Genomic DNA, 24,808 nt, shown 5'->3' on the forward strand with positions numbered 1-24,808 from the left:
CCCTCATGGCCAAGATCAAGAAGGGTGACCTCGTTCAGGTCATCACTGGCAAGAAGCAGGACAAGGGCGGCGACCGCGGCAAGCAGGGCAAGGTTCTCGACGTTCTCGTCGACCAGAACCGCGTCATCGTCGAGGGCGTCAACTACGTCACCAAGCACACCCGCGTGGGCCAGTCCCAGCGCGGAACCAAGACGGGCGGCATCGAGACGATGGAAGCCCCGATCCACATCTCCAACGTCGCCCTCGTCGACCCCTCGAGCAAGAAGCCGACCAAGGTCGGTCACCGCGTCGAGGAGCAGACGAAGGACGGCGTGAAGCGCACCGTCCGCGTGCGCTACGCGAAGAAGAGCGGTAAGGACCTCTGATGAGCACCACCACTGCCGTGGAGGCTGGCAAGATCCAGCCCCGCCTGAAGCAGAAGTACCAGAGCGAGATCAAGAAGGCTCTGCAGGACGAGTTCGGCTACGAGAACGTCATGCAGATCCCCGGCCTCGTCAAGGTCGTCGTCAACACCGGTGTCGGTGAGGCTGCGCGCGACTCCAAGGTGATCGATGGTGCGGTCGACGACCTCACCAAGATCACCGGCCAGAAGCCGGTCGTCACCAAGGCCCGCAAGTCCATCGCGCAGTTCAAGCTGCGCGAGGGTCAGGCCATCGGCGCGCACGTCACCCTTCGCGGTGACCGCGCGTGGGAGTTCCTCGACCGTCTCGTGACGCTCGCCCTTCCCCGCATCCGTGACTTCCGCGGCCTCTCGCCCAAGCAGTTCGACGGCCACGGCAACTACACGTTCGGTCTCCAGGAGCAGTCCGTGTTCCACGAGATCAACCAGGACAAGATCGACCGCGTGCGCGGCTTCGACATCACGATCGTCACCACGGCGAAGACGGATGCCGAGGGCCGTTCGCTCCTGCGCCAGATCGGGTTCCCGTTCCAGGTGGACGAGACCAAGTAAGACCCCATCAAGAAGGTCGGCTGTCGTGTAACGGCATCCGAAACCGCTGAACAAAGGAAACAAGAAATGACGATGACAGACCCGGTCGCAGACATGCTGACCCGTCTGCGCAACGCGAATTCGGCGCACCACGACACCGTGTCGCTGCCGAGCTCGAAGCTCAAGACCAACATCGCCGAGATCCTCAAGCAGGAGGGCTACATCTCCTCCTGGGAGGTCTCGGACGCCCGCGTCGGCCAGACGCTCACCCTGACGCTGAAGTACGGCCCGAACCGCGAGCGGTCGATCGCCGGCATCAAGCGCGTCTCGAAGCCGGGTCTGCGTGTCTACGCGCGCTCGACCGAGATCCCCACCGTCCTCGGTGGCCTCGGCGTCGCGATCCTGTCCACCTCCTCCGGTCTTCTCACCGACCGTCAGGCCGAGCAGAAGGGCGTGGGTGGGGAAGTCCTCGCCTACGTGTGGTGATCTGACATGTCGCGTATCGGACGTCTCCCCATCACCATCCCCTCGGGCGTCACCGTGTCGGTCGACGGCCAGGACGTCGCCGTGAAGGGCCCCAAGGGCGAGCTTGCGCTCACCGTGGCCAAGCCCATCGAGGTGAAGGTCGAAGAGGGCCAGGTGCTCGTCTCCCGTCCCGACGACGAGCGCGAGTCGCGGTCGCTTCACGGCCTGACCCGCACGCTCATCAACAACAACATCATCGGCGTCACCGAGGGCTACACCAAGGGCCTCGAGGTCGTCGGCACCGGCTACCGCGTCGTGCAGAAGGGTGCGGCCGTCGAGTTCGCGCTCGGCTTCTCGCACCCGGTGCTCGTCGAGCCCCCGGCCGGCATCACGCTGACCGTCGAGGGCAACAACAAGGTCACCGTCGCCGGCATCTCGAAGCAGGCCGTCGGTGAGGCTGCGGCCAACATCCGCAAGATCCGCAAGCCCGAGCCGTACAAGGGCAAGGGTGTGCGCTACGCGGGCGAGGTCGTTCGCCGCAAGGCCGGAAAGGCTGGTAAGTAATCATGGCTGTGAAGTCGAAGTCCGACGCGCGTTCGCGCCGTCACGCCCGCCTTCGCAAGAAGATCGTCGGCACCGAGGCGCGTCCGCGCCTGGTCGTCACGCGCTCCGCCCGCCACGTCTTCGTCCAGCTGGTCGACGACGCGAAGGGTCACACCGTGGCCTCCGCCTCGACGCTCGAGAACGACCTGCGCACCTTCGACGGTGACAAGACCGCCAAGGCCCGCAAGGTCGGCGAGCTCGTCGCTGAGCGTGCGAAGGCCGCCGGCGTCTCCGACGTCGTGTTCGACCGCGGTGGCAACCGCTACGCGGGCCGAGTCGCTGCGATCGCCGAAGGCGCTCGCGAGGGAGGTCTGAACCTGTGAGCGACGCAACTACTCAGAATGTGGAGAACGAAGTGACCGCAGAGGCCACTGAGCAGACGGCGCCTGCCGAGCAGCGCGAGCGTGAGCCGCGTCGCGGCGGCCGCGAGCGCAGCCAGACCCGCGGCGACCGGGGTGCCCGTGACGCGGACAAGAGCCAGTTCCTGGAGCGCGTCGTCACGATCAACCGCGTGTCGAAGGTCGTCAAGGGCGGCCGCCGCTTCAGCTTCACGGCGCTCGTCGTCGTGGGCGACGGCAACGGTCTCGTCGGCGTCGGCTACGGCAAGGCGCGTGAGGTCCCCCTCGCCATCTCGAAGGGTGTCGAAGAGGCCAAGCGCAACTTCTTCCGCGTGCCGCGTGCCGGGTCCACCATCCCCCACCCCGTCCAGGGTGAGGCCGCGGCCGGTGTGGTGCTCCTGCGCCCCGCCGCCGCCGGTACCGGTGTTATCGCCGGTGGTCCCGTGCGCGCCGTGCTCGAGTGCGCCGGCATCCACGACGTGCTCTCCAAGTCGCTCGGCTCGTCGAACACGATCAACATCGTGCACGCGACGGTCGAGGCGCTCAAGCAGCTCGAAGAGCCCCGTGCGGTGGCCGCTCGTCGTGGTCTCGACTTCGACCAGGTGGCGCCCGCCCGTCTGATCCGCGCCGAGGCCGAGGCCGTCGCCGCTGCAAAGGGAGGTGCCTGATGGCTGCGCGCCTCAAGGTGACCCAGGTCAAGTCCAAGGTGAGCGAGAAGCAGAACCAGCGTGACACGCTGCGTTCGCTGGGTCTGAAGCGGATCGGCGATTCCGTCGTCCGTCCCGACGACGCGCAGACGCGCGGTTACGTCAAGACCGTCGCCCACCTCGTGAAGGTTGAGGAGATCGACTGATGGCCGAGAAGGCTGAGAAGGCGACCGAAGAGGTCGTCGAGAAGAAGGCGCCCGCCAAGAAGCCGGCTGCCAAGAAATCCGAGACGGCTGCCAAGGCTTCGGCTTCGGCATCCGCCGACAAGGCTGAGAAGGCCGAGAAGGCTCCTGCGAAGAAGCCTGCCGCGAAGAAGGCTCCCGCGAAGAAGGATGCCGAGGCCGCGCGCCCCGGCGTGCTGAAGGTCCACCACCTGCGTCCCGTCCCCGGCGCCAACACCGCGAAGACCCGTGTCGGTCGCGGTGAGGGCTCGAAGGGTAAGACGGCTGGCCGTGGTACCAAGGGAACCAAGGCCCGCTACCAGGTCAAGGTCGGCTTCGAGGGTGGGCAGATGCCCCTCCACATGCGTACGCCGAAGCTGCGCGGGTTCAAGAACCCGTTCCGCGTCGAGTACCAGGTGGTCAACCTCGACAAGCTCGCAGAGCTCTACCCGACCGGTGGCGACGTCACCGTCAGCGACCTCGTCGCCAAGGGTGCGGTCCGCAAGAACGAGAAGGTCAAGGTGCTCGGCACCGGCGACATCTCGGTCAAGCTGACCGTCGACGTCGACAAGGTCTCGGGTTCGGCCGAGCAGAAGATCGTCGCCGCCGGCGGCTCGATCAAGTAAGCAGTCCGCGACAGGGGTCGACCCGGCGTCTCGACGAGCTCGAGAACCGGTGTCGGCCCCTGTTGCCGTACTCTGGTAGACGGTGTGTCTGCTCCGGCCGCCGCACCTGTCAGCCCACTGGAGGAAATCCCCTTGTTCAGCGCCATCGCGCGGGTCTTCCGCACACCGGATCTTCGGCGGAAGATCGGCTTCACCCTGGCCATCATCGCGATCTACCGCTTCGGCGCGCACGTGCCCGCGCCGTTCGTGAGCTACCCGAACGTGCAGGACTGCCTGCGTCAGACCGGATCGGGCAGCGAGGGCCTCCTCTCGCTCGTCAACCTGTTCTCCGGCGGCGCGCTCCTGCAGCTGTCGATCTTCGCGCTGGGCGTCATGCCCTACATCACTGCGACGATCATCGTGCAGCTGTTGCGCGTCGTCATCCCGCACTTCGAGGCCCTGTACAAGGAGGGCCAGGCCGGACAGGCGAAGCTCACGCAGTACACCCGCTACCTCACGATCGCGCTGGCGCTCCTGCAGTCGACTACCCTCGTGACGGTCGCCCGCTCGGGCCAGCTCTTCGGCAACACGGGCATCGCCTCCTGCAACAACCTGCTGACCAACGACGCCTGGTGGGCGCAGCTGCTCACCGTCATCACGCTGACTGCCGGCACCGGCCTCATCATGTGGTTCGCCGAGCTCGTCACCGAGCGCGGCATCGGCAACGGCATGTCCATCCTCATCTTCACCTCCATCGCCGCGACCTTCCCGGCCGCGATGTGGGCGATCGCGCAGGCCCGCAGCTTCGAGGTCTTCCTCCTCGTCATCGCGGTCGGCATCGTCGTCGTCGCCCTCGTCGTCTTCGTCGAGCAGTCGCAGCGACGCATCCCCGTGCAGTACGCCAAGCGCATGGTCGGGCGGCGCACGCTCGGCGGCACCAACACGTACATCCCGATCAAGGTCAACATGGCCGGCGTCGTGCCCGTCATCTTCGCCTCGTCGCTGCTGTACATCCCGGCGCTCATCGCGCAGTTCAACCAGACGCCGGATGCCGACGGCAACATCCCCGGCTGGGTCACGTGGATCAACAACTACCTGACCAAGGGCGACCACCCGCTGTACATGCTCCTGTACTTCCTCCTCATCGTCGGGTTCACCTACTTCTACGTCGCGATCACCTTCAACCCGGTCGAGGTCGCCGACAACATGAAGAAGTACGGCGGGTTCATCCCCGGCATCCGTGCAGGCCGTCCCACGGCGGAGTACCTCGACTACGTGCTCACCCGCATCACCCTGCCGGGCGCGATCTACCTCGGTCTCATCGCGCTCCTGCCCCTCGTGGCGCTCGCGACGGTCGGGGCGAATCAGAACTTCCCGTTCGGCGGTGCGTCGATCCTCATCATCGTCGGTGTGGGTCTCGAGACCGTGAAGCAGATCGACGCGCAACTCCAGCAGCGTCACTACGAAGGGCTCCTGCGATGACCACTCCGCGTCTCCTCATCATCGGCCCGCAGGGCTCGGGCAAGGGCACCCAGGGCGAGCGGATCGCGAAGGCCTACGGCATCCCCGCCGTTTCCACCGGCGACGTCTTCCGCGCGAACGTCAAGGAGGGCACGCCCCTCGGGCTGCAGGTCAAGGCGATCATCGACGCCGGAGACCTCGTGCCCGACGCGCTGACCGGCGAGATCGTGCGCGACCGGCTCGCCCAGGACGACGCGGCCGCTGGGTTCCTGCTCGACGGATACCCGCGCAACATCGGTCAGGTCGGCGACCTCGACGCCTTCCTCGACGAGCGCGACGAGCCGCTCACGGCGGTCGTCGAGCTCTCGGTGCCGCGCGAAGAGTCCATCACCCGCATCGCCAAGCGCGCGAGCGAGCAGGGGCGCGCCGACGACAACGACGAGTCGATCGCGAAGCGCCTGGCGATCTACGAGTCCGAGACCGCGCCGGTCCTCGACGTGTACCGCGAGCGCGGCATCGTCGATGCGATCGACGGCGTCGGCACGCTCGACGAGGTCTTCGAGCGCATCATCGTCGCCCTCACCGCGCGCGGGATCGTTCCGGCCACCTGAGACGCTCCGCCGTGTTCCGTCGTTCGCTCTACAAGACACCTGCGCAGCTGCGCGGCATGCTCGAGCCCGGACGCATCACGGCCGACGCGCTCGCGGCGGTCCGCGCCCTCGTCGCGCCGGGTGTCACGACCGCCGAGCTGGATGCCGCGGCATCCGCCCTCATCACGGGGCGCGGCGCGGAGTCGAACTTCCAGCTCGTGCGCGGCTACCGTCACACGACGTGCATCTCGGTGAACGACGAGGTGGTGCACGGCATCCCCTCCGCGCGTCCGCTCGAACCGGGCGACATCGTCTCGATCGACTGCGGCGCGCAGTACCAGGGCTGGAACGGCGACTCGGCGATCACGATCGTGGTGCCGGATGCCGAGCGCCCTGACCTCGTCGCGGCGCGCACGCGGCTGTCGGAGGTGACGCGCGGCTCGCTCTGGGCCGGCATCGCGGCGCTGGCCTCGGCGTCGCGCGTGGGCGAGATCGGCGACGCTGTGCAGGGCTACATCGAGCGCGCGGGCGCGGCCGACGGGGTAGAGTACGGCATCCTGCGCGACTACGTCGGGCACGGCATCGGACGCAAGATGCACGAGGCTCCGACGGTGTTCAACTACCGCGTCGCCGACCTCGGTGCCGAGGTGCGGCCCGGGCTCTGCCTCGCGATCGAGCCGATGGTGACGTCGGGGTCGGAGGACACGCTCGTCGAGGACGACGACTGGACCGTCACGACCGTCGACGGCTCGGACGGCGCGCACTGGGAACACAGCGTCGCGGTGCACGAGGACGGCATCTGGGTGCTGACGGCGCTCGACGGCGGCGCCGCGGACCTCGCCCCCTTCGGCGTGGTACCCGCGCCCCTCGCGTAGAGCCTCGTGGCTGGGCCCCGGGTGTGCCCCCGCCCGCCGCGGCCCCGTGAGACGGCACGTTTCTGCTGATACGCCACGTCTTACGCGCCGTCTCAACAGGGTGATCCCGTCTCACGCGGTGACCGCGACGCGCGACAGCGCGCGCGGGTGGGAGCGGAGGGTCGCGAGCAGGGCGTGGTTCGGCGCGAAGACGGGGCGGAGTCCGGCTCCGCCGAGCGCGCGGCAGAGTGGATCGACGCGGAAGGCGTCGGCGGGTTCCCAACGACCGAACGGGTGACCGTTCCTGCGGAGCCGGTCCTCGCGTCGCTTCTCGTTCTGCAGGTGCTGGGCGGCGCGGACAGGGTCATCGAGCTCGTACTTGCCCCAACCATCCGCCTCGCACAGCGCGCGGTTGGAGCGGAACCCGAAGTCCGTGCGATCGAGGTGCCCCTCGTAGCGGAACTCGGGTTGCTGGACGGGTTCCTCGTATCCGCACCACTCAATGACCGCGCGGCTCACGCTCTCGGCCGGCGATTCGGCGAGTCCGTTCGCGCGCGCCAGCACCCAGCGCGCGCGGGTGCGGCCACGCCTCGACTGCAACTCGCTCGCGCGTTCGGCGAGGTCGTCGAGGCGCAGCGCGCCTCCCTGAGCGGGCGAGATGACGGCATCCGCCACTGTCAGGCCTTGCGCGGGCGGCAGTAGGCGCGCGAGATCGATCGCCGTGTCGAGTGCGGTCGTCGCGAGCGTGCCGTGGATCGTGGTCACCGTGCGCTCGTCGACACTGGCGTGCACGACGACGTCGCCGAACCGCGTCGTCTTCGTCGCGGACATATCGTAGACGTGGAGGTCACGCGTTTCGCCGAATAGTGGGATGCCGTGGACGACGGCGGCCGACTCGAGGCAGAGCACCGCGTCGGGTCTCGTTCGCAGGAGCGCGTGGACGCGCGTGGCGTATCGCTCCCAGGGAGCGAGAGTGCTCCACCGATGGCGCGATGCGTAGACGCCCCGGCGCACGCGGTGGAGGGTGCGGTCTTCCGCGGGACGGATGCCCGCGAGGGCGGCGTCGGACGACGTGATGAGTGGGACGGGTGCGTCGAGGACGGCGCGGTCGGAGAGGAGCAGCGGCATGGTCGAAGTGTGGGCGTCGCGCGCCCGCTCGTGGAGCGCGAACCCTCGATCTGTGGACGGTTCCCGATACTCGCGCCCTGTGGAGGAGCCGACGCGTGACCCCACCCGGCCTGCACCCGGCCCGTGAGACGGCACTTTCATGGTGACGCGGCGCGCGGCACGTGCCGCGTCGACGAGACGGTGCCGTCTCACGAGTGGGGGCGGGGCGCCGCCGCGACCGGCTCACGGAGAATGCATCGGGGGGAGTGCGCCAAGATAGAGAGGGTGCGGCGGATGCCGCGGCAAGAGAGGCACGGATCATGGCGCAGGCGACGGCGAGTAAGACCAACTGGTTCGCGATCTGGGTGAGTGTGGCCATCGTGGTCATCATCGCCCTCGTGATCGCGCTCGTGGTGTGGATGAACAGCGCCGCGAAGGACCCCGGCACCCCGCCGAGCGGCTCGGGCATCAACCAGGAGACGGGCGCTGTCGTCGTCGGCGACGGCGACCAGACCCTCGACCTCTATCTCGACTTCATGTGCCCGATCTGCAACCAGTTCGAGACGACCTACGGCGAAGAGATCCAGGACCTCGTGAACGACGGCACGATCACCCTCAACATCCACCCGATCGCGATCCTCGACCGCTACTCGCAGGGCACGAACTACTCGACCCGCTCGGCCAACGCGATGTACTGCGTCGTCGAGACCGACCCCGACGCGGCCGTGCCCTTCATGCAGGCGATGTTCACGAATCAGCCCGAAGAGAACTCCCCGGGACTCACCGATGCGCAGATCCTCGACATCGCGAAGGGCGTGGGAGTGACCGGCATCGATTCGTGCGTCGGCGACGGCACCTACTCCAAGTTCGTGGGGGCGATGACGGAGAAGACCCCGATCCAGCCGGGTTCGCAGGGCATCGGCACGCCGACGCTCGCGGTGAACGGCGAGGTCATCGCGAACAACACGATCCCCGCCGTGGGGCAGTTCAAGACGCTCTTCGACTGAGCGAACGGGTCAGCGACCCCTGTCGACCCCGCGCTTCACGGCTGGACTCACCTACACTGGTGCGTGGGGATGGTCAGACCACGGATGCCCCGACCGGGGTGAGCCGGAGGTGAGTGCGCCGGTGACCATCACGGCGGATTCCGCGCAGACGCCGCTGGAAGGTCGCGACGGGCGTGACCTCGGTTCCGATGACCGTGCCGGTCGGCAGCACCTGCGTGGTGTCCGAGGCGACTCCGTCGGCACCGACCGGGGGCGCATGGGGCACGCCGCAGATCTCTCCGGCATCCTTCACCGTGACCGCGGCGGGAACGACGATCGCGGTGACGGTCACCAACACCCTGCGCTCGGAGCTGCCCGCGACGGGCGGGTCGGTGCCGTGGTGGGCGATCGCCCTGGGCGGCGGGCTCGTGCTCGTCGGCGCGGTGTCGTTGATCGTCGCGTCGCGGCGACGCAAGACCGGCGCGTAGCCGTCCTCACCGGCAAACCGACCGCACACGTCGGTTTGCCGGTGAGGGACATATCACGTACACTGAATCTTTGGTGCCTTGCGCCTTCCTTGGCGTGTCGCCGCGAAGCATATCGCAACGGAGACAGCAAGCTCGCACCGAAACCCATCACCCACCGCAGACCGGCCGGTCTGCACAAGCGTCAGCGAGGCTATGGCTAAGAAAGACGGTGTCATCGAAATCGAGGGCGTCGTGTCCGAGGCGCTGCCCAACGCGATGTTCCGCGTCGAGCTCACCAACGGACACAAGGTTCTCGCAACGATCTCCGGAAAGATGCGGCAGAACTACATCCGCATCATCCCCGAGGACCGCGTCGTCGTGGAGCTTTCGCCCTACGACCTCACGCGCGGCCGCATCGTCTACCGCTACCGCTAGACCGGTCGAGAAGTAACGAGCGCCGGAATGCTTCGGCATCCGGCGACTCGAAGACAGCGAATCAGGAAAGTCATGAAGGTCAACCCCTCCGTCAAGCCCATCTGCGACCACTGCAAGGTCATCCGTCGTCACGGTCGCGTCATGGTCATCTGCAAGTCGAACCCGCGTCACAAGCAGCGCCAGGGCTGAATGGATGCCGCGAGCGCGCGGCGTCCCGGACAGCACCTACAACTCAATACACATCAGGCAGATCAGAACCCACGGACGTGGGGGACACCCCGGGTGGAGGCCCGGGCACCGATCCTGCTCCACACCTCCACCTACTCCCAGGAGAAACCGCATGGCACGTCTTGCCGGCGTTGACATCCCGCGCGACAAGCGCGTGGTGATCGCCCTCACGTACATCTACGGCATCGGCCGTACCCGCTCGGTCGAGATCCTTCAGGCCACCGAGATCGACGAGTCGATCCGCGTCAAGGACCTCACCGACGACCAGCTGGTCGCGCTCCGCGACTACATCGAAGGCAACTACAAGGTGGAGGGTGACCTGCGCCGCGAGGTCGCCGCCGATATCCGCCGCAAGGTCGAGATCGGCTCCTACGAGGGTCTGCGTCACCGCCGCGGCCTTCCCGTGCGCGGTCAGCGTACGAAGACCAACGCGCGTACCCGCAAGGGCCCCAAGCGCACCGTCGCCGGCAAGAAGAAGGCGCGCTAAGCGCCGCCCAGGGTTTAGGAGAACACCGCAATGGCACAGGCCAAGACCGCCGCGCGCAAGCCGCGCCGCAAGGAGAAGAAGAACATCGCGCTGGGCCACGCCCACATCAAGTCGACGTTCAACAACACGATCGTCTCGATCACCGACCCCTCGGGCGCCGTCATCAGCTGGGCATCGTCGGGCGGCGTGGGCTTCAAGGGCTCGCGCAAGTCGACCCCGTACGCGGCCGGGATGGCCGCCGAGTCGGCTGCCCGCCAGGCCGCCGAGCACGGCGTCAAGAAGGTCGACGTGTTCGTCAAGGGTCCGGGCTCCGGCCGCGAGACCGCGATCCGCTCGCTGCAGGCCGCCGGCCTCGAGGTCGGTTCGATCAACGACGTGACGCCGCAGGCCCACAACGGTTGCCGTCCGCCCAAGCGTCGCCGCGTCTGACCCTTTCGGGGCCGGGGCGTCGCTCCCGCTGATCTCCACGAACCGGCTCCGCGAGCCGGCACTCGATCACCGAGTGCGGAGAGATCTCCCGGAACGCGCGCCCCGGCATCCCTCGACTTTTACAACTCAAGACCTCATGCAATCGCACGTGTCATATAGCGGGCACGTGACGGAAAGGAACACATAGTGCTCATCGCACAGCGTCCCACTCTGACCGAGGAGAAGATCGGCGAGTTCCGCAGCCGGTTCGTGATCGAGCCGCTCGAGCCCGGCTTCGGTTACACCATCGGCAACGCGCTGCGTCGCAGCCTGCTCTCGTCGATCCCCGGTGCGGCCGTGACCAGCATCCGCATCGACGGCGTGCTGCACGAGTTCAGCACCATCCCCGGTGTGAAGGAGGATGTCACCGAGATCATCCTCAACATCAAGCAGCTCGTGGTCTCGTCGGAGCGCGACGAGCCCATCACGGCGTACCTGCGCAAGACGGGCGCCGGTGAGGTCACCGCCGCCGACATCTCCGCTCCCGCCGGTGTCGAGGTGCACAACCCTGAGCTCGTCATCGCGACGCTCAACGACTCGGCCAAGTTCGAGCTCGAGCTCACGATCGAGCGCGGCCGCGGCTACGTCTCGGCGACGCAGAACCGCAACGAGTACGCCGAGGCCGGACAGATCCCGATCGACTCGATCTACTCGCCCGTCCTGAAGGTCTCGTACCGCGTCGACGCCACCCGTGCCGGTGAGCGCACCGACTTCGACAAGCTCGTGCTGGACGTCGAGGCCAAGCCCTCGATCTCGCCCCGCGACGCCGTCGCGTCGGCCGGCCGCACCCTCACCGAGCTGTTCGGTCTCGCGCGCGAGCTGAACGTCGAGGCCGAGGGCATCGAGATCGGCCCCGCGCCGGTCGCCGAGGTGCTCACCAACGAGCTGTCGATGCCGATCGAGGACCTCGATCTGTCGGTGCGTTCGTACAACTGCCTGAAGCGCGAGGGCATCAACACGGTGTCCGAGCTCGTCGCCCTCTCGGAGACGCAGCTCATGAACATCCGCAACTTCGGTCAGAAGTCGGTCGACGAGGTGCGCGACAAGCTCGTCTCGCTCGGCCTGTCGCTGAAGGACTCGGTCCCCGGGTTCGACGGCGCGCACTTCTACGGCGGCTACGACGACGACACCATCTGATCGACGCCCGATCGATCGCTGACACTTTCCACCTGGAGTAACTGACATGCCCAAGCCCACCAAGGGTCCCCGCCTCGGAGGCGGTCCCGCCCACGAGCGCCTGCTGCTTGCGAACCTCGCCGCGGCCCTCTACACGCACGGCGCCATCACGACGACCGAGACGAAGGCCAAGCGCCTGCGTCCCCTCGCCGAGCGCCTCATCACCTTCGCCAAGCGCGGAGACCTCCACGCCCGTCGCCGGGTGCTGTCGGTCATCGGTGACAAGGAAGTCGTGCACGTCCTGTTCGCCGAGATCGCGCCGCAGCTGGCCGACCGTGAGGGCGGCTACACCCGCATCACGAAGATCGGCAACCGCAAGGGTGACAACGCGCCCATGGCCCGCATCGAGCTGGTCCTCGAGCCCGTGAACCCGAAGCCGAAGTCGGCGAAGAAGTCGGCCGCCGCGGCGCCCGTCGCCGCGGAGCCTGCGGAGGAGGTCGCCGTCGAGGAGACCCCCGCCGAGATCGAGGTCGAAGAGGCCGCCGCGGACGCCGGCGCCGAGTCGCAGGCCGAGGGCGAGGCCGCTGAGGCTGCCGCCGAGGAGGCCGTGGAGGCTCCCGCCGAGAAGTAAGCGCCCACGACGCTGTCACGAGGCCCGCACCCTGCACAGGGGGCGGGCCTCGTTTCGTGCCCGGACCGCTGGCGCGCCCTCGCGATAGTGTGGCTGGGTGAGTGAGCACACCCTGATCGAGCGGATCGACGCACTCCGGAGCGCGACCCCCACGAGTCCGCCCGCGCCTCCCGACATCACCGTGTGGCGGGCGCCGACCGAGGCTGACATCGACGGCATCCACGCGGTCGCGGCCGCGGCGGACGCGGTCGACCACCCCACCTGGATCACCCCGCGCGAGGACATCGCCGACACCTTCGACCTGCCGTTCATCGACCACTCCCGCGACTCGCTCGTGGCGGTGGATGCCGACGGCCGCATCGTCGGGTTCGCCTCCGCGTTCCTGCACCCTTCCCGCGCCGGGCAGCTCACCGTCAACCTCGGTGGGACGGTGCACCCGGACCACCGGCGCCGCGGCATCGGAACCGTGCTGCTCGCGTGGCAGCGCGCTCGCGCTCTGGAACACCTCGCCGCGGTCGTTCCGACGCTCGCGCCGGCGGAGTCGCTCGATCCCCCCGTCCAGGCGTGGACGGCCGACCTCAAGGTCTACGCCGAGGAGTCGAACGCCGATCAGCAGGCGATCGCGGCGCGCGCAGGGTTCCGGCCCGAGCGCTGGTTCACCACGATGGAGCGCGACATGACGCTTCCGGTACCCGAACTCTCCGCTCCTGAATTCGAGGCGCCCGCCGGTGTGAGCGTCGTGCCGTTCACACACGACCGCGACGACGACGCGCGCCTCGCACGCAACGACGCGTTCCGGGACCACTGGGGGAGCCTCCCCTCGCAGCCCGAGACCTGGCAGAAGTTCGTCGGCGGTCCGTTCTTCCGCCCCGACTTGTCCCGCCTCGCGGTGGATGCCGACGGGCAGATCGTCGGGTTCTGCCTGGCATCCGTCAACGAGGACGACTGGGCGGCGCTCGGGGCCAGCAACTCCTACATCGACCTCATCGGCGTCGTGCGGGCGCACCGCCGCCGGGGCATCGCGCCGCTCGTGATCGCGGGGACGCTGCGCGCGATCCGCGACGCGGGGCTCGAGCGCGCCGTGCTCGATGTCGACACGGCGAGCCCGACCGGCGCCAACACCCTGTACGAAGGCCTCGGCTTCCACGCAACATCGCAGGAGGTTGCTCTCGTCGAGCGGGTGTGACGCACGTGCGACCCGTCACCCGGCGGGGGTCAGCCCGCGTCCCGTCAGCCAGCGGATGAGTGCGACCTCGTGCGCCGCCTCGGAGCGCTGGCTCTCGACGGCATCGACCGCGTCCGCGATGGTCGCGGCGTAGACCTCTCCGCCGGCCTCGCCGGGGTGGATCTGGTCGCCCGCGAGCAGGTCGGCGTGAGGGGCGATCGCGCTCGACCAGTCCGCGACGACCGTGCGGGGGTGTGAGGCAGCGAAGCCCGCGAGCTCGGTGTTCACACCCGCGATCCAGTCGCGCGGGGCGAAGGCGTTCACGAGCACGAGCGTGCGGTCGGGGCCGATCGCGTCGCGGATCTGCTGCAGCGCTCCCGGGTCGACCGGTCCGTTCGTGCCGAGCCCCACGACCACGTAGTCGCGCAGCGCGCCGCCGGCGGCGAGGTCGGCGACGATGTCGTCGCCCGCCCACATCGAGCGTGACACGGCTGCATCGATCTGGATGCCGGGAAGCCGGTCGAGCAGCCCGCCGGCGGACGCGAGCATGACCGAGTCGCCGATCGCGGTCACCCGGTCGCCGGTGACGCTCGCGGGGGCCGGGGGCAGCGGTTCGCCGTCGGGGCCGACGGTCGGCGTGGGAGTCGGCACGGCGGTAGGCGCGGGATCCGGTGCGGCGGCATCCGGTGGAACAGGAGTAGGGGCGGCGGACGCCTCGCGGAGCGCGTCGACCCCCGCCTGCACGGATGCCTCGCTGGAGGTGACCTCCGGCGCTGCCGCGACGGCGGCGGTGGTGCCGCCGACGACGAGCGCACCGGCCGCGACGGCCGCGACCGCACCGAACCGTCGCGTGGGCGTCGAGGCGAGCCGGCCGCGAAGGGCCCGCAGCGCGCCGCCGAAGCCGAGTCGGCGCACGGGCTGCTCGATGAACCGGTACGACAGCGCGGACGCCACGAGCGTCACAAGGAGCGCCGCGACGGCGACGCGGACCGGGATCGCAGTGTCGATGAACGCGCCGGTCACGGCGCTCGAAAGGAGCACCACAACGGGCCAATGCCAGAGGTAGATGCCATACGAGCGCTCACCGACCCAGCGGAGCGGAGCGACGTCGAGGGCGCGCCCGAGCGGCGAGCCGAGCGCGCAGGCGATGACGACCGCTGTGAGGGCGGATGCCGCGAGCGGGACCGTCGGGTAGAGCGCCGCTCCTCCCTGCCACGATGCGACGGCGATGAGCGCGAGAAGGGCGACGATGCCGAGTCCGGCGACGAGGGCGGTGCGTGCGCGCGGCGTCGCTCGCGCTCCGGCATCCGACATCTGCCGCTCCGCGCGCGCCTGCCGCGCCGCCCGCTCCTGCCACGCCGCGAGCGCGAAGGCGAGCGCGACGCCGATGAGCAGTCCGAACGCGTGCGCGTCGGTGCCGTAGTAGGCGCGGGTCAGCCCCGCGCCCGCCACGAGCGACGCCCCCCAGAGCGCCGACCCGCCGGCAAGGGCGAGTGCGATCGCGACGCGGGCGACAGGGCGTCGCACGAGGAGAAGCGCGGGCAGCAGGAGGGGCCACAGCACGTAGAACTGCTCTTCGACGGCGAGGGACCAGAGGTTCCGGAAGAGCTCGGGTTCCGCCGCGCTGAAGTACGACGCGCCGCCGGCGATCGACACCCAGTTGTAGGAGAACGTCGCCGCGCCGAAGACTTGGCGGCCGACTCCGACGAGGACGTCGCCGCCGATGAGCCACGCCGCCGTGGCACTGACGGTCACGACCAGCGCGAGAGCGGGGAGGAGGCGGCGTGTGCGCCGTGTCCAGAACCCGCGCAGACCGATGCGCCCCGTCGCCGCGCGCTCGCGCAGCAGGAGCGAGGTGATGAGGAAGCCCGAGATCACGAAGAAGACGTCGACGCCGACGAAGCCGCTGTGCAGGAGCCAGGCGGGGAAGAGGTGGTAGACGACGACGAGGAGCACCGCGACGGCGCGCAGGCCGTCGAAGCCGGCGAAGCGGGGCGTGAGAGAGGAGGGCATGACGAAGAGACCGGGCGAGCGGGAGGGTGTGCGGGAACCATCCAGTCTACGGAAGTGTCGCCGGATGTGGAGTCGGAACGCGCGCCGGCGCGCGGATAGGCTGAGGGCGTGCGCCTGCGTCTCGACCTCGCCTACGACGGCACCGCGTTCCGGGGGTGGGCGCGGCAGCCGGGCCTCCGGACGGTGCAGGGGACGCTCGAGGCGGCGATCGCGCGTGTGCTCGGCGGCGACCCGCAACTCGTCGTCGCGGGGCGGACGGATGCCGGAGTACACGCCGCGGGGCAGGTCGCCCACCTCGACCTCACCGACGCGCAGCACGCGCGTCTCGCGAAGGGACGGAACCCCGCGCCCGAAGCGCTCGCCGCCCGCATCACCGGGGTGCTCGGGCCCTACCCCGACGTCGCCGTGCACCGCACCGCCGAAGCCGCGCCCGGGTTCGATGCGCGCTTCTCCGCCGTGTGGCGGCGCTACTCCTATCGCATCGCGGATCTCGAGACCCCGTACGACCCGCTCGAGCGTGCGCGGACGACGACCGTGAAGGCGCGCCTCGACGTCGCCGCGATGGATGCCGCAGCTCGTTCGCTCATCGGCCTGCACGACTTCGCGGCGTACTGCAAGGCGCGCGAGGAGGCGACGACGATCCGCACGCTGCTCGAATTCGGATGGTCGCGGGGCGCCGACGGCATCCTTCTGGCGAACGTGAAAGCCGACGCCTTCTGCCACAGCATGGTGCGCGCTCTCGTGGGCGCGTGCGCGGCCGTCGGTGAGGGGAAGATGACGGTCGCGGACGTCACGCGCATCCGCGACGGGGGCGTCCGCACGAGCGAGAGCAAGGTGCTCGCGGCGCGCGGGCTGACGCTCACCGAGGTCGGCTACCCGGCCGACGACCTGCTTGCGGCGCGCGCCGACCAGACCCGCGCGCGTCGGTCGCTCGACACCGACTGAACACCTTCTCGACGCCCGGCGAATCCATCGCAAACGTGGTGTCAAGACGGAGCGGATTCGCGGCCCGGCGCCCTATGCTGGCGACACGATGAAGGTCATCTCGTACAACCTCAACAAGCACAAGGCGTTCGGCGAGCTCGAGGAGCTCGTCGAGTCGACGGGCGCCGACATCCTGTGTCTGCAGGAGGCGGTCTCGGGGGAGCTCCCCGGCGACATCGCGGGGCTGCAGCTCGTCGACGCGACGGCGCGGAACCGGCTCGGCCTCGCGGTGTACCTGCGCCGCAATACCTTCACGGCGCTCGAGGTGCGCTCGCTGGCGCTCAAGAAGTCGCTCCACGACCGGGTGCTCAAGCCCGCCGAGGAGCGGATGCTCGCGGTGCGCCTGCGCGATATCGATCACGGGCGCGAGTTCATCGTCGCGAGTTTCCACGCGGCGCCGCTCACCGCGCTCAACTCCTTGCGGCGCAAGCAGATCTCGGCGGCCCTCGGCGAGCTCGCGAGTCTCGGCGACGACCTGCCGATCTTGATGGTGGGGGACTACAACTATCCGGTCTTCAAGGAGAATCTTGGCCAGAAGGTGCGTGAGGCGGGCTACGATCTGAGCCTCAGCGACGCGCGCACCTACACGCGGTACAAGTTCTTCCGCGGGCACTACGACTTCGCGACGAGCGTCGGCTTCGACATCGACACGATCACGACGCTCCCGCAGGGTAAGAGCGATCACCTGCCGATCCTGATCACCGCCGCGCCGAAGGCGGCGTCGCGGGTCTGAGCCGCGGGTCTGAGGGGTGCGCGGCAGACGGCATGGAGTCCAGCCGGGTGTGTCGTCGTGAAGAGGTCAGCCGCGCGAGGAATCCACGGGAAGGATGGCACGGTACCCAACCGCGCGCAACGTCTCGATGTAGCGGGGCTCGGTAGCGCTGTCGCCGAGCTTTCTCCGGAGGTTCGTCATGTGGGTCTCGATCGCTCGCTCGTCCGCTTCTGACACGCGGCCTGCCCGGCCCGGTGGCCGCAGGGCCGCCACGAGATCTGCCTTGCTCCGGACCTCAGGAGCCACCTCGACGAGGATCGCGAGCAGCTCGAACTCGGTGCGTGTGAGCACGACGGGGCGCTGCTCGATGGTGACGCTGTGGGTGGATCGGTTCACGAGCAGGCCAGAGGCGCCGACGAGAGGCGCAGACGTCGCGCTCGCCGCTTCCGACGAGGGTGGCGGATGCGCCTCGGACCGACGACGAAGCGCCGCCACGACTCTCGCCCGCAGTTCGCGGGGGCGGAAGGGCTTGGTGACGACGTCGTCCGCGCCGACGCTGAAACCGAGGATCGCGTCAGCCTCCTCGGTGAGCGCAGTGATGAGCAGAATATAGGTGTCGCTGTGTTCGCGAATGCGCCGTGCCGTTTCGAAACCGTCGATGCCGGGCATATTGACATCGAGTGTCGTGATCGTGGGACGGTGAGTGACGACGGCGTTCACCCCGTCGAGACCGTTGTCCACCGCGACGGCCGTGAATCCGGCGCTGGAGAACACCTGCACGAGCAGATCGCGGACGTCCGGGTCGTCGTCGATGACGACGGCGGTGGGGCCGGCGTTCTCGCTCATCTGGGCTCCTTTTCATGCATGCGAAGCTCATTGTGCCACGCCCGTGCGGGCCGGTCCGCGTGGCTCAACGCCCACTCAAGACCAGCTGTGCCGCCGCCGGGCGAGGATGACGCCACTGGTCTTTCCCGGGCGGGCCGTGGATAGGATGTGGGACTGCGCCCATGTGGCCGACAGTGACACGGAGGTGGGCGGGATGCGCACGCGATGGACACTCATCGGCCTCGGCGCGGTGGCGATCGCCCTGGCACTCAGCGCGTGCGACCCCGCGCCGTGGTCGGGAGGAGCGACGGACGAGCCGAGCCCGTCGTCGACATCGACCGCGATCCCGACGCCGGTCCCCAACGATTTGTCGTCGGGGTCGACGCAGCGCACGCTCACCGCCGGAGCGGTCACGGCGACCGTCGACTATTGGTCGGAGCTGTCGATGGAGAAGTGGACGGCAACGGCTCTGAAACCCGTCAAGCTCTCGCTCGTCACGAGCGTGACCCCGGCCGACGGGCAGAAGGTCTACCTGCAGAAGGCGACGATGACCGCCGTTCCGGCGAACTCTGCGGGCTCGTTCGACCCGCTCGCCCCGCAGGTCGACCAGGCGACGACCGCCCCCGGCTACCTCGTGCTCGACCCCTACAGCTATTCGCAGCAGTTCACGGTCGGCGCGGTGCCTGCGGACGCGACGTTCGTGACGCTGGAATTCACCTACGACTTCCTCGTGCAGACCACGCCGACCTCGACCGAGTACGCCAAGCAAACGGCGACCGACAGCCTCACCGTCGCGATCGCGCGCTGACGCCGCGGGCGCGATACCCGGCTCACGCCACGGCGCGCTCCCACCGGTCGCCGCCCGCCGCGGCAGCACGCTCGGCCGCCGAGCGCGCTGCGTCCAGCAGCGCGTCGAGGTCGTACCCGCACTCGGCGACACCGGCCCAACCGATGGATGCCGAGGTGACGGCCCGCACTGCGTCGTGGGGCTGGGCGACCGTCCGCAGGAGGGTGCGCACGCGTTCGCGGATGACGGTCGAGGGAAGGGCGAGGAGCACCGCGAAGGATGCCTGCCCGAGCCGTCCGATGTCGGCTTCGGTCGGGAAGGTCTCGGCGATATCGTCGCCCAGGCGTCCGACGATCGCGGTGAAGCCGGCGTCGCCCGTCGCGGCCCGCACGTCCGATGCGTCGTCGAGCTGGATGTGCACGAGCGCCCAGGAGCGCTCTCCGGCGCGCTCCGCGCGGCGGAGGCGGTCGGCGGCGACCTCCTGGAACGCGGAGCGGCGCGGCGACGTGCTGTCGTCGCGGGCGAGGAAGAGGAGCGTTACGAGCGCGCACACGACGTACGCGAGCATTCCCACCGAGTTGATCGTGCGCAGGAACAGCAACGACTCTTCGGGGTCGCCGGGGGCGACCAGCCCCGCGGCGACGCTCACGACACCCGCGATGACGACGAGGAGAGAGAAGGCCGCGAGCGGCATCGACGTGCTGCCCGCTCGTTCGGGGCGGCGCAGCAGCTCGACGATCGTCAGTCCGGCGAACACCGCGGTCAGACCGAACCCCAGTCGGAATCCCCAGATGTAGGCCTCGGTGCCGTTCAGCGCCACGAGCGCTCCGGAAGACGCGAAAGCGACGATCAGCGCGAGCCACGACAGCGAGGTCGCGCCGCGCAGTGCCCGCAAGCCCGACCAGATGAGGACCGGGGCGGCCAGAAGCACGCCGGTCGCGACGAGGATCAGGCGCGGGAAGCCCGACGCCGTCGCCACGAGCGTCCCGCCGCAGGCGAGCATCACGACGACGAACGTCAGCGACCAGAGTGCCGTCGCCCTGCTCGGACGGTAGAGGAACCCGAGTCCGATCATGCAGACCATCGCGACGGCGGCGACGATGACCTGGGCGAGCTGGATGTCGATCATGCCGGGCCTTCTCCTTCGTCGAGGGGGATGCGGATCGTCGCCGTCGTCCCCGCGCCCGGGTGACTCGTGAGCTCCAGGGTGCCTCCGTGCTCTTCGACGATCGTGCGCGAGATGCCCATGCCGAGCCCGGTGCCCGGCAACCCCGCGTCGCGCGCCGTCTCGGCGCGGAAGTAGTCGTCGAAGACGTGGGGCAGATCATGTGCGCCGATGCCGATGCCGGTGTCGGTCACGCGGATCACGGCATCCCCACCCACCGCCGCGACGGTCACCTCCACCGATCCGGACCGGGGCGTGTACTTGACGGCGTTGCTGACGAGGTTGTCGAACACCTGCCGCAAGCGGAAGGCGTCCGCGTCGATCGGCGCCTCGGGCCCTTCGCGGAGTTCGAGGGACACATCGCCCGCTGCCGCCGCGGGCAGGAACGATTCGACCGTCGCCGCCATGAGAGCCCGCGCGTCGAGGCGGCGGCGCGGGTCGAGGCCGGCCTCGCGGCCGCCCGCGCGCAGGACCTCCGAGATGAGCCGCTCCATGCGCGTGCCCGCCGCCTCGATGAGCTCGAGACGCTCGCGGCTGCGCGGGGGGAGGTCGTCTTCGAGGAGAAGATCGGTGTATCCGACGATCGCCGTGAGCGGGTTGGCGAGCTCGTGCGTGACCGTCGTGGCGAGAGTGCGGCGGGCGTTCTCCGCCTCGACGGCCTCGGTGATGTCGCGGATGACGAGAAGAGTCGTCTCCGATTCGGCCGGGCCGTGGACGAGCTCGCGAGTGGATGCCGACACGATGTGCCACCGGCCCTCGGCGTCGAACAGCCACAGTCGCTCGTCGGAGAACAGTTCGCCGCGTGCCGCGCGTGCCGCGGGGCGGTCGGCCTCGCGGAGTGCCGTGCCGCCGCGCTCGTCGTACTCCACCGAGGTGGGCGGGCGGGACGTGTCGCGCGGATCGATGCCGTAGAGCGCGAGATACGCCTCGTTGATGCCGAGCAGGCGCCCCTCGCGATCGACGCGGGCGACCGCCGAGTCGAGGCCGTTGAGCATCTGGTTGACCCGCCGCTCCTGCGCGCGCACGCGCTCGAGCGTCGCTTCGAGCCGATCGGCCTGTCGGCGCAGCAGGCGATTGAACGCGCGCGTGCGTCGGGCGCTGTTGTAGATCGTGATCGAGATGAACGTCAGCGAGAGGAGGACGACCAGGAAGCGCAGAGTGCTGGTCTCGTCGGCGGTGTGCGTCAAGGCATCCAGCACGACGACGGTTGCGACGAGGCTGAGGCCGGCCACGACCCACGGCACGCGGAAGTGGCTCGCCAGCCAGGCGAGGGGGAACACCCAGAGGAACCCGAATCTCAGTTCGCTACCCCAGGCGAGCAGGCCGATGGCGAGGATGTCGGCGAGCGGCAGCGTCGCGACCGCGCTGCGCCCCGCGCGGTGCCATGGGAGGACGAGCGTCATCATGGTGAGCGCGAGGATCATCACGATGCCGCCCGCGGTCGGTGCCGACGCGAGCACGGCGGGTGCGAGCAGGAGCACGGCGACCGCCACGACGACGACGACGACGGCGAGGGAGAGTTGCCACAGCCAGATCGAGCGCGTGCGCGCGTCGGCCCGGAAGGACACCTGGCGCACGGGCACGGTGTCGTCGGGGGCCATGGTGTAGAGCCTATCCGGGGGAGATCTTGCGGAAACCTTGCGCTCCTCTCCGACGTTCGGAGGGGGTTCGTTGCGGCGGCCCGGGGAGGGTGGAGGACATGACCCTCCCCGGTAGCGACATCGTGCTGGCATCCGACCATCACTTCCCCGACGACTTCGCGTCGGTGCTCGACGACACGTCGACGCATCGCTCGACGATCGGCTGCGTCATTCCCGCGTACAACGAGGAGGAGTCGATCGCCGGCGTCATCGAGGGTCTTCTGGGCCAGACGCGCGTGCCCGACGTCATCCACGTCGTCGTCAACAACACGACGGATGCCACGGTCAAGATCGCCTCGCGCTACGCCGGCCCTCACGAACTCGAGACCGAACTCGGGCCTCAGTTCACCGAGGTCTTCGTCCACGACATCGGGAACAACCCCGACAAGAAGGTCGGCGCGCTCAACTACGGGTACGCCCTCGTCGAGGGCTATGAGTATCTCCTCGGCGTCGACGGTGACACGGTCGCTGACCCGCGCGCGGTCGAGTACTTGGAGTCGGAGGCGGTCTCGGACACCCGCATAGGCGGGATCTCGGCCGTGTACACGATCGACGACAGGCCGATCAGGGGCGGCATCGCGAAGTTCCTGATCGCCGGGCAGCGCTCGCAGTTCGCGGCGTTCAACATGCAGAACCTGCTGCGCGGGCGGAACATGGCCGTCCTCGGCGGGCAGCTGTCGATCTTCGCGACGAAGGCGCTGCGCGACGTCATGCGCGAGAACCGTCAGTCGACGCCGTGGGTGAAAGACAGCGAGGTCGAGGATTCGCTGCTGTCGCTGCAGATCAAGAGCGCCGGCTACCTGACGAAGATCAACCCGCTCGCCCGCGCCTACGTCGGCGGCATGACGACGCTCCGCGGCCTCGACGCGCAGCAGGTGAAGTGGACCTATGGGGCCATCGAGCTGATGTGGCCGGGCCAGCGCGGCGACACGAAGGGGCAGCCCTTCCACCCGAACCTGCGTCTGCGGTGGCTCGAGAACTTCTCGATGCTGACGAACTTCTTCGTGCGCGTCGCGTTCCTGACGCTCCTCGCCGGGTCGCTGTCGATCGGCGCGTTCGTCTTCTCGGCGTGGTGGCTCCTTCCGCCGGTGGTCGCGGTGCTCCTCAACATCCGCATCGCGATGACGATGAAGGAGCGCGACGGGCGTGACATCGCGTTCGCGGCGCTCGTGGTTCCCGCCGAGTTGTACATGTGGGTGCGCATCAGCCACTTCCTGCGGTCGTGGACGCGGTTCCTCTCGCGCAAGAAGGTCGACAACTGGGCGCTGCAGGCCAAGGCCGAGAGCGGCGGCGGGCTCGGGCACTGGGTGCCGCTGGCCGTCGTGGTCGCGGTCGCGGCCGCGGTGACGGTCGTCTGGTGGATGCTGCCGGTGATGGTGCAGTCGACGATCCTGTGGGTTGGCTGGCCGATCGTCGGGGTGATCACCGTCATCCAGACCCTGTCGATGTTCCTCAAGCTCATCCGTCGCCAGCACGGATACAAGGTCTGACGCTTTCGGGGGGAAGCGTCAGTCCCGGCCGCTCCCGGCGTGGCGTATGCCCCGGGGGCGGCCGGATTCTTCGGGGTGGGTCGGCTGCGGCGCGGGCTCAGGGCCGGCTCGCGAATCACCGCCCGATGCGCGAGTCACCGCTCGATTCGCGCGCATCCGGCGGTGATTCGAGAAAGGGACGGTGATTCGCGAGCCAGCTGGGGGTTCAGCGGCGCGGGAGGATCTGGAAGGTTCGCAGGCGCCGCTCGAGGAGCGGAAGCGTCAGGTGCTCGGTCCCCCACCGCCCGAACTTTCGGTGCGTCGTCCCGCGGATCCAGTCCTCGCGCGTCTTCTCGTTGAGAATCGCCTCCTCGAGGGTGAGCGCGCCGCCGCGGATCTGCGGGTCGAGGTACTTCGAGGTCCCGTCGTATTCGCCCCAGGCATCCACCTCATCGAGTCCGAAGTCGACGAAGTACGGGCGTCCGTCCGGTCCGGCCACGGGCACTTGCAGCTGTGGCGGCGCGAATCCCAACTGGATCAGGAGCATGCGGCTCGCACTCTCGCCCGGGCTCTCGGAGCGGCCGTCGGCGAGATCGAGCACCCAGCGCGCGGTCTTGGCGCCCCGCGATCCGGGCCGGATCTTGCTCGCGATGATCAGCCGAAACTCTTCGGCGAGGGACGCGTTGTAGGTGCGCGTCCGGGGGTTCCACGCGACGGAGCGCAGTGCTGCGTCGGCGGCGGCGAGGCCGGCGACCGGGTCGAGATAACGCAGCAGGTCGGCCACCGTCCGCGCGAGCGAGGTGCAGAGGATGCCGGAGATGCGCACGGTGTCGGCATCCTTCACCCGCCATCGGTGATGGGCGACGTCGGGCGAATCGCGGAGCTGACCGTTGAACGTGGGCGCTGCCAGATGGACATGCGTGGGAGTGTGGCGCCACAGGGGCAACTGGTGGAGAACTGCGGCGGACGTGAGGACGGCGGCGGCGTCGGTGCGGGACCGTTCGGTCGCGGCGAGCACCGCGAGAAGGTGCCGGTCCTCGGCGAAGAGCCGGCTCCAGAATTCGGACGTGACGTAACGGCCGGTGGCGACGCGGACAGCTGAGCCGTCGGCGATGAGGCGATCGAGCGCGCGGGCGCGAACGCCGAGCGTCGCGAGCTGGGCGCGGTCGCGGAGCGCCGCGTAACCTTCGTCGGGTGTCATGGGGACAGGGTGCGCGTTGCGCCGCAGGCGTGGGGCGCGGATCGGGCGATCTGTGCACAGTTCGCACGTCGCGCCGATTGTGGAGGAATCGATGGGATGCGCCTCGGCTCCGCCCCTCTCGCTCGCGAATCACCGCCCAATGCGCCAGTCACCGCTCGATTCGCGCGAATCCGGAGGTGATTCGCGAAAGGAGCGGTGATTCGCGAG

The 24,808-nt window shown here is 69.1% G+C and carries 30 protein-coding genes and 1 pseudogene; 25 read left to right on the forward strand and 6 right to left on the reverse strand.

Annotated elements, in window-relative coordinates; translation table 11 throughout:
* The first annotated feature begins 5 nt into the window (after window positions 1–5).
* The 11 genes from rplX (at window position 6) to map (ending at window position 6,736) form a co-directional block, all read left to right on the forward strand.
* Window positions 6–365: a 50S ribosomal protein L24 gene (gene rplX, locus ACRVYW_RS03685; protein ID WP_431801846.1), complete on the forward strand. Its 360-nt coding sequence runs from the start codon at window positions 6–8 to the stop codon at window positions 363–365.
* The gene (gene rplE / locus ACRVYW_RS03690; RefSeq protein ID WP_431801848.1) at window positions 365–952 is read left to right on the forward strand and encodes a 50S ribosomal protein L5; all 588 of its coding nucleotides are present in this window, start codon (window positions 365–367) and stop codon (window positions 950–952) included. Before rplX ends, rplE begins: the two co-directional genes overlap by 1 nt.
* 66 nt (window positions 953–1,018) lie before the next feature.
* Window positions 1,019–1,417, forward strand: a complete 399-nt coding sequence (gene rpsH, locus ACRVYW_RS03695; RefSeq protein WP_292855999.1) for a 30S ribosomal protein S8 — start codon at window positions 1,019–1,021, stop codon at window positions 1,415–1,417.
* Between the two features lie 6 nt (window positions 1,418–1,423).
* Window positions 1,424–1,960: a 50S ribosomal protein L6 gene (gene rplF / locus ACRVYW_RS03700; protein WP_431801850.1), complete on the forward strand. Its 537-nt coding sequence runs from the start codon at window positions 1,424–1,426 to the stop codon at window positions 1,958–1,960.
* A gap of 2 nt (window positions 1,961–1,962) precedes the next feature.
* Window positions 1,963–2,322: a 50S ribosomal protein L18 gene (gene rplR / locus ACRVYW_RS03705; RefSeq protein WP_431801852.1), complete on the forward strand. Its 360-nt coding sequence runs from the start codon at window positions 1,963–1,965 to the stop codon at window positions 2,320–2,322.
* A 32-nt stretch (window positions 2,323–2,354) separates the two neighbouring features.
* Window positions 2,355–3,005 (forward strand): 30S ribosomal protein S5, encoded by a 651-nt coding sequence (rpsE, locus tag ACRVYW_RS03710; protein ID WP_431801854.1) that lies wholly within the window; start codon window positions 2,355–2,357, stop codon window positions 3,003–3,005.
* Window positions 3,005–3,190 (forward strand): 50S ribosomal protein L30, encoded by a 186-nt coding sequence (rpmD, locus tag ACRVYW_RS03715; RefSeq protein ID WP_023954062.1) that lies wholly within the window; start codon window positions 3,005–3,007, stop codon window positions 3,188–3,190. The genes rpsE and rpmD overlap by 1 nt, the downstream gene beginning before the upstream one ends.
* Window positions 3,190–3,831: a 50S ribosomal protein L15 gene (gene rplO, locus ACRVYW_RS03720; RefSeq protein ID WP_431801856.1), complete on the forward strand. Its 642-nt coding sequence runs from the start codon at window positions 3,190–3,192 to the stop codon at window positions 3,829–3,831. The genes rpmD and rplO overlap by 1 nt, the downstream gene beginning before the upstream one ends.
* 132 nt (window positions 3,832–3,963) lie before the next feature.
* A complete protein-coding gene (secY, locus tag ACRVYW_RS03725; RefSeq protein ID WP_431801858.1) occupies window positions 3,964–5,292 on the forward strand; it encodes a preprotein translocase subunit SecY in 1,329 nt (442 codons plus the stop codon).
* Complete coding sequence (locus ACRVYW_RS03730) at window positions 5,289–5,882, forward strand: adenylate kinase (protein ID WP_431801860.1); 594 nt, start codon at window positions 5,289–5,291, stop codon at window positions 5,880–5,882. The genes secY and ACRVYW_RS03730 overlap by 4 nt, the downstream gene beginning before the upstream one ends.
* Window positions 5,883–5,938: 56 nt before the next feature.
* Entirely contained in the window at window positions 5,939–6,736 is a 798-nt protein-coding gene (gene map, locus ACRVYW_RS03735; protein WP_431802576.1) for a type I methionyl aminopeptidase, read from the forward strand.
* Between the two features lie 111 nt (window positions 6,737–6,847).
* Here map and ACRVYW_RS03740 read toward each other — a convergent pair whose 3' ends face one another.
* Complete coding sequence (locus tag ACRVYW_RS03740; RefSeq protein ID WP_431801862.1) at window positions 6,848–7,843, reverse strand: hypothetical protein; 996 nt, start codon at window positions 7,841–7,843, stop codon at window positions 6,848–6,850.
* A gap of 299 nt (window positions 7,844–8,142) precedes the next feature.
* Here ACRVYW_RS03740 and ACRVYW_RS03745 point away from each other — a divergent pair, with 299 nt between their 5' ends.
* The 10 genes and pseudogenes from ACRVYW_RS03745 (at window position 8,143) to ACRVYW_RS03790 (ending at window position 13,826) form a co-directional block, all read left to right on the forward strand.
* Entirely contained in the window at window positions 8,143–8,829 is a 687-nt protein-coding gene (locus tag ACRVYW_RS03745) for a DsbA family protein (RefSeq protein ID WP_431801864.1), read from the forward strand.
* A gap of 188 nt (window positions 8,830–9,017) precedes the next feature.
* Window positions 9,018–9,107 (forward strand): annotated as a pseudogene (locus ACRVYW_RS03750) (hypothetical protein); the annotation flags it as partial.
* 42 nt (window positions 9,108–9,149) lie between these two features.
* Complete coding sequence (locus ACRVYW_RS03755) at window positions 9,150–9,296, forward strand: LPXTG cell wall anchor domain-containing protein (protein ID WP_431802578.1); 147 nt, start codon at window positions 9,150–9,152, stop codon at window positions 9,294–9,296.
* Between the two features lie 192 nt (window positions 9,297–9,488).
* Window positions 9,489–9,710 (forward strand): translation initiation factor IF-1, encoded by a 222-nt coding sequence (gene infA / locus ACRVYW_RS03760; RefSeq protein WP_005050493.1) that lies wholly within the window; start codon window positions 9,489–9,491, stop codon window positions 9,708–9,710.
* A 72-nt stretch (window positions 9,711–9,782) separates the two neighbouring features.
* Window positions 9,783–9,899: a 50S ribosomal protein L36 gene (gene rpmJ / locus ACRVYW_RS03765; protein ID WP_005050492.1), complete on the forward strand. Its 117-nt coding sequence runs from the start codon at window positions 9,783–9,785 to the stop codon at window positions 9,897–9,899.
* Between the two features lie 151 nt (window positions 9,900–10,050).
* Window positions 10,051–10,425, forward strand: coding sequence for a 30S ribosomal protein S13 (gene rpsM / locus ACRVYW_RS03770; RefSeq protein WP_431801866.1), 375 nt, complete (start codon window positions 10,051–10,053; stop codon window positions 10,423–10,425).
* A 30-nt stretch (window positions 10,426–10,455) separates the two neighbouring features.
* The gene (gene rpsK / locus ACRVYW_RS03775; RefSeq protein ID WP_215486809.1) at window positions 10,456–10,854 is read left to right on the forward strand and encodes a 30S ribosomal protein S11; all 399 of its coding nucleotides are present in this window, start codon (window positions 10,456–10,458) and stop codon (window positions 10,852–10,854) included.
* 186 nt (window positions 10,855–11,040) lie between these two features.
* A complete protein-coding gene (locus tag ACRVYW_RS03780) occupies window positions 11,041–12,030 on the forward strand; it encodes a DNA-directed RNA polymerase subunit alpha (protein ID WP_431801869.1) in 990 nt (329 codons plus the stop codon).
* Between the two features lie 46 nt (window positions 12,031–12,076).
* Window positions 12,077–12,640: a 50S ribosomal protein L17 gene (gene rplQ / locus ACRVYW_RS03785; protein WP_431801872.1), complete on the forward strand. Its 564-nt coding sequence runs from the start codon at window positions 12,077–12,079 to the stop codon at window positions 12,638–12,640.
* A 97-nt stretch (window positions 12,641–12,737) separates the two neighbouring features.
* Window positions 12,738–13,826 (forward strand): GNAT family N-acetyltransferase, encoded by a 1,089-nt coding sequence (locus ACRVYW_RS03790; RefSeq protein WP_431801874.1) that lies wholly within the window; start codon window positions 12,738–12,740, stop codon window positions 13,824–13,826.
* A gap of 15 nt (window positions 13,827–13,841) precedes the next feature.
* Here the strand turns inward: ACRVYW_RS03790 and ACRVYW_RS03795 are convergent, their stop codons facing one another.
* Window positions 13,842–15,818, reverse strand: coding sequence for an acyltransferase family protein (locus tag ACRVYW_RS03795; protein WP_431801876.1), 1,977 nt, complete (start codon window positions 15,816–15,818; stop codon window positions 13,842–13,844).
* Between the two features lie 108 nt (window positions 15,819–15,926).
* Between ACRVYW_RS03795 and truA the strand changes: the two genes are divergently transcribed.
* Window positions 15,927–16,763, forward strand: a complete 837-nt coding sequence (gene truA, locus ACRVYW_RS03800) for a tRNA pseudouridine(38-40) synthase TruA (protein WP_431801878.1) — start codon at window positions 15,927–15,929, stop codon at window positions 16,761–16,763.
* A gap of 88 nt (window positions 16,764–16,851) precedes the next feature.
* The gene (locus ACRVYW_RS03805; RefSeq protein WP_431801880.1) at window positions 16,852–17,535 is read left to right on the forward strand and encodes an endonuclease/exonuclease/phosphatase family protein; all 684 of its coding nucleotides are present in this window, start codon (window positions 16,852–16,854) and stop codon (window positions 17,533–17,535) included.
* 66 nt (window positions 17,536–17,601) lie between these two features.
* Here the strand turns inward: ACRVYW_RS03805 and ACRVYW_RS03810 are convergent, their stop codons facing one another.
* Window positions 17,602–18,360, reverse strand: a complete 759-nt coding sequence (locus tag ACRVYW_RS03810; RefSeq protein ID WP_431801882.1) for a response regulator transcription factor — start codon at window positions 18,358–18,360, stop codon at window positions 17,602–17,604.
* A gap of 193 nt (window positions 18,361–18,553) precedes the next feature.
* Here ACRVYW_RS03810 and ACRVYW_RS03815 point away from each other — a divergent pair, with 193 nt between their 5' ends.
* Window positions 18,554–19,147, forward strand: a complete 594-nt coding sequence (locus tag ACRVYW_RS03815) for a hypothetical protein (RefSeq protein WP_431801884.1) — start codon at window positions 18,554–18,556, stop codon at window positions 19,145–19,147.
* A 22-nt stretch (window positions 19,148–19,169) separates the two neighbouring features.
* On the opposite strand, the gene ACRVYW_RS03820 is transcribed toward ACRVYW_RS03815, so the two are convergent.
* Window positions 19,170–20,255: a diguanylate cyclase domain-containing protein gene (locus tag ACRVYW_RS03820; RefSeq protein ID WP_431801888.1), complete on the reverse strand. Its 1,086-nt coding sequence runs from the start codon at window positions 20,253–20,255 to the stop codon at window positions 19,170–19,172.
* The gene (locus ACRVYW_RS03825) at window positions 20,252–21,892 is read right to left on the reverse strand and encodes a sensor histidine kinase (RefSeq protein ID WP_431801890.1); all 1,641 of its coding nucleotides are present in this window, start codon (window positions 21,890–21,892) and stop codon (window positions 20,252–20,254) included. The genes ACRVYW_RS03820 and ACRVYW_RS03825 overlap by 4 nt, the downstream gene beginning before the upstream one ends.
* Before the next feature lie 98 nt (window positions 21,893–21,990).
* On the opposite strand from ACRVYW_RS03825, the gene ACRVYW_RS03830 reads away from it, so the two are divergent.
* The gene (locus ACRVYW_RS03830) at window positions 21,991–23,421 is read left to right on the forward strand and encodes a glycosyltransferase family 2 protein (RefSeq protein ID WP_431801892.1); all 1,431 of its coding nucleotides are present in this window, start codon (window positions 21,991–21,993) and stop codon (window positions 23,419–23,421) included.
* Window positions 23,422–23,626: 205 nt separating this feature from the next.
* On the opposite strand, the gene ACRVYW_RS03835 is transcribed toward ACRVYW_RS03830, so the two are convergent.
* The gene (locus ACRVYW_RS03835; RefSeq protein ID WP_431801894.1) at window positions 23,627–24,601 is read right to left on the reverse strand and encodes a hypothetical protein; all 975 of its coding nucleotides are present in this window, start codon (window positions 24,599–24,601) and stop codon (window positions 23,627–23,629) included.
* Window positions 24,602–24,808: the final 207 nt, after the last annotated feature.

The organism is Microbacterium sp. bgisy203, assembly GCF_965345155.1.
Lineage (GTDB): Bacteria > Actinomycetota > Actinomycetes > Actinomycetales > Microbacteriaceae > Microbacterium.

Excerpts from the sequence above, each read along its gene's own strand:
- rplX (WP_431801846.1), top strand. The coding sequence starts at position 6 with ATGGCCAAGATCAAGAAGGGTGACCTCGTTCAGGTCATCACTGGCAAG.
- rplE (WP_431801848.1), top strand. The coding sequence starts at position 365 with ATGAGCACCACCACTGCCGTGGAGGCTGGCAAGATCCAGCCCCGCCTG.
- rpsH (WP_292855999.1), top strand. The coding sequence starts at position 1,019 with ATGACGATGACAGACCCGGTCGCAGACATGCTGACCCGTCTGCGCAAC.
- rplF (WP_431801850.1), top strand. The coding sequence starts at position 1,424 with ATGTCGCGTATCGGACGTCTCCCCATCACCATCCCCTCGGGCGTCACC.
- rplR (WP_431801852.1), top strand. The coding sequence starts at position 1,963 with ATGGCTGTGAAGTCGAAGTCCGACGCGCGTTCGCGCCGTCACGCCCGC.
- rpmD (WP_023954062.1), top strand. The coding sequence starts at position 3,005 with ATGGCTGCGCGCCTCAAGGTGACCCAGGTCAAGTCCAAGGTGAGCGAG.
- rplO (WP_431801856.1), top strand. The coding sequence starts at position 3,190 with ATGGCCGAGAAGGCTGAGAAGGCGACCGAAGAGGTCGTCGAGAAGAAG.
- ACRVYW_RS03730 (WP_431801860.1), top strand. The coding sequence starts at position 5,289 with ATGACCACTCCGCGTCTCCTCATCATCGGCCCGCAGGGCTCGGGCAAG.
- map (WP_431802576.1), top strand. The coding sequence starts at position 5,939 with ATGCTCGAGCCCGGACGCATCACGGCCGACGCGCTCGCGGCGGTCCGC.
- ACRVYW_RS03740 (WP_431801862.1), bottom strand. The coding sequence starts at position 7,843 with ATGCCGCTGCTCCTCTCCGACCGCGCCGTCCTCGACGCACCCGTCCCA.
- ACRVYW_RS03745 (WP_431801864.1), top strand. The coding sequence starts at position 8,143 with ATGGCGCAGGCGACGGCGAGTAAGACCAACTGGTTCGCGATCTGGGTG.
- infA (WP_005050493.1), top strand. The coding sequence starts at position 9,489 with ATGGCTAAGAAAGACGGTGTCATCGAAATCGAGGGCGTCGTGTCCGAG.
- rpmJ (WP_005050492.1), top strand. The coding sequence starts at position 9,783 with ATGAAGGTCAACCCCTCCGTCAAGCCCATCTGCGACCACTGCAAGGTC.
- rpsM (WP_431801866.1), top strand. The coding sequence starts at position 10,051 with ATGGCACGTCTTGCCGGCGTTGACATCCCGCGCGACAAGCGCGTGGTG.
- rpsK (WP_215486809.1), top strand. The coding sequence starts at position 10,456 with ATGGCACAGGCCAAGACCGCCGCGCGCAAGCCGCGCCGCAAGGAGAAG.
- rplQ (WP_431801872.1), top strand. The coding sequence starts at position 12,077 with ATGCCCAAGCCCACCAAGGGTCCCCGCCTCGGAGGCGGTCCCGCCCAC.
- ACRVYW_RS03795 (WP_431801876.1), bottom strand. The coding sequence starts at position 15,818 with ATGCCCTCCTCTCTCACGCCCCGCTTCGCCGGCTTCGACGGCCTGCGC.
- ACRVYW_RS03805 (WP_431801880.1), top strand. The coding sequence starts at position 16,852 with ATGAAGGTCATCTCGTACAACCTCAACAAGCACAAGGCGTTCGGCGAG.
- ACRVYW_RS03810 (WP_431801882.1), bottom strand. The coding sequence starts at position 18,360 with ATGAGCGAGAACGCCGGCCCCACCGCCGTCGTCATCGACGACGACCCG.
- ACRVYW_RS03815 (WP_431801884.1), top strand. The coding sequence starts at position 18,554 with ATGCGCACGCGATGGACACTCATCGGCCTCGGCGCGGTGGCGATCGCC.
- ACRVYW_RS03820 (WP_431801888.1), bottom strand. The coding sequence starts at position 20,255 with ATGATCGACATCCAGCTCGCCCAGGTCATCGTCGCCGCCGTCGCGATG.
- ACRVYW_RS03825 (WP_431801890.1), bottom strand. The coding sequence starts at position 21,892 with ATGGCCCCCGACGACACCGTGCCCGTGCGCCAGGTGTCCTTCCGGGCC.
- ACRVYW_RS03830 (WP_431801892.1), top strand. The coding sequence starts at position 21,991 with ATGACCCTCCCCGGTAGCGACATCGTGCTGGCATCCGACCATCACTTC.
- ACRVYW_RS03835 (WP_431801894.1), bottom strand. The coding sequence starts at position 24,601 with ATGACACCCGACGAAGGTTACGCGGCGCTCCGCGACCGCGCCCAGCTC.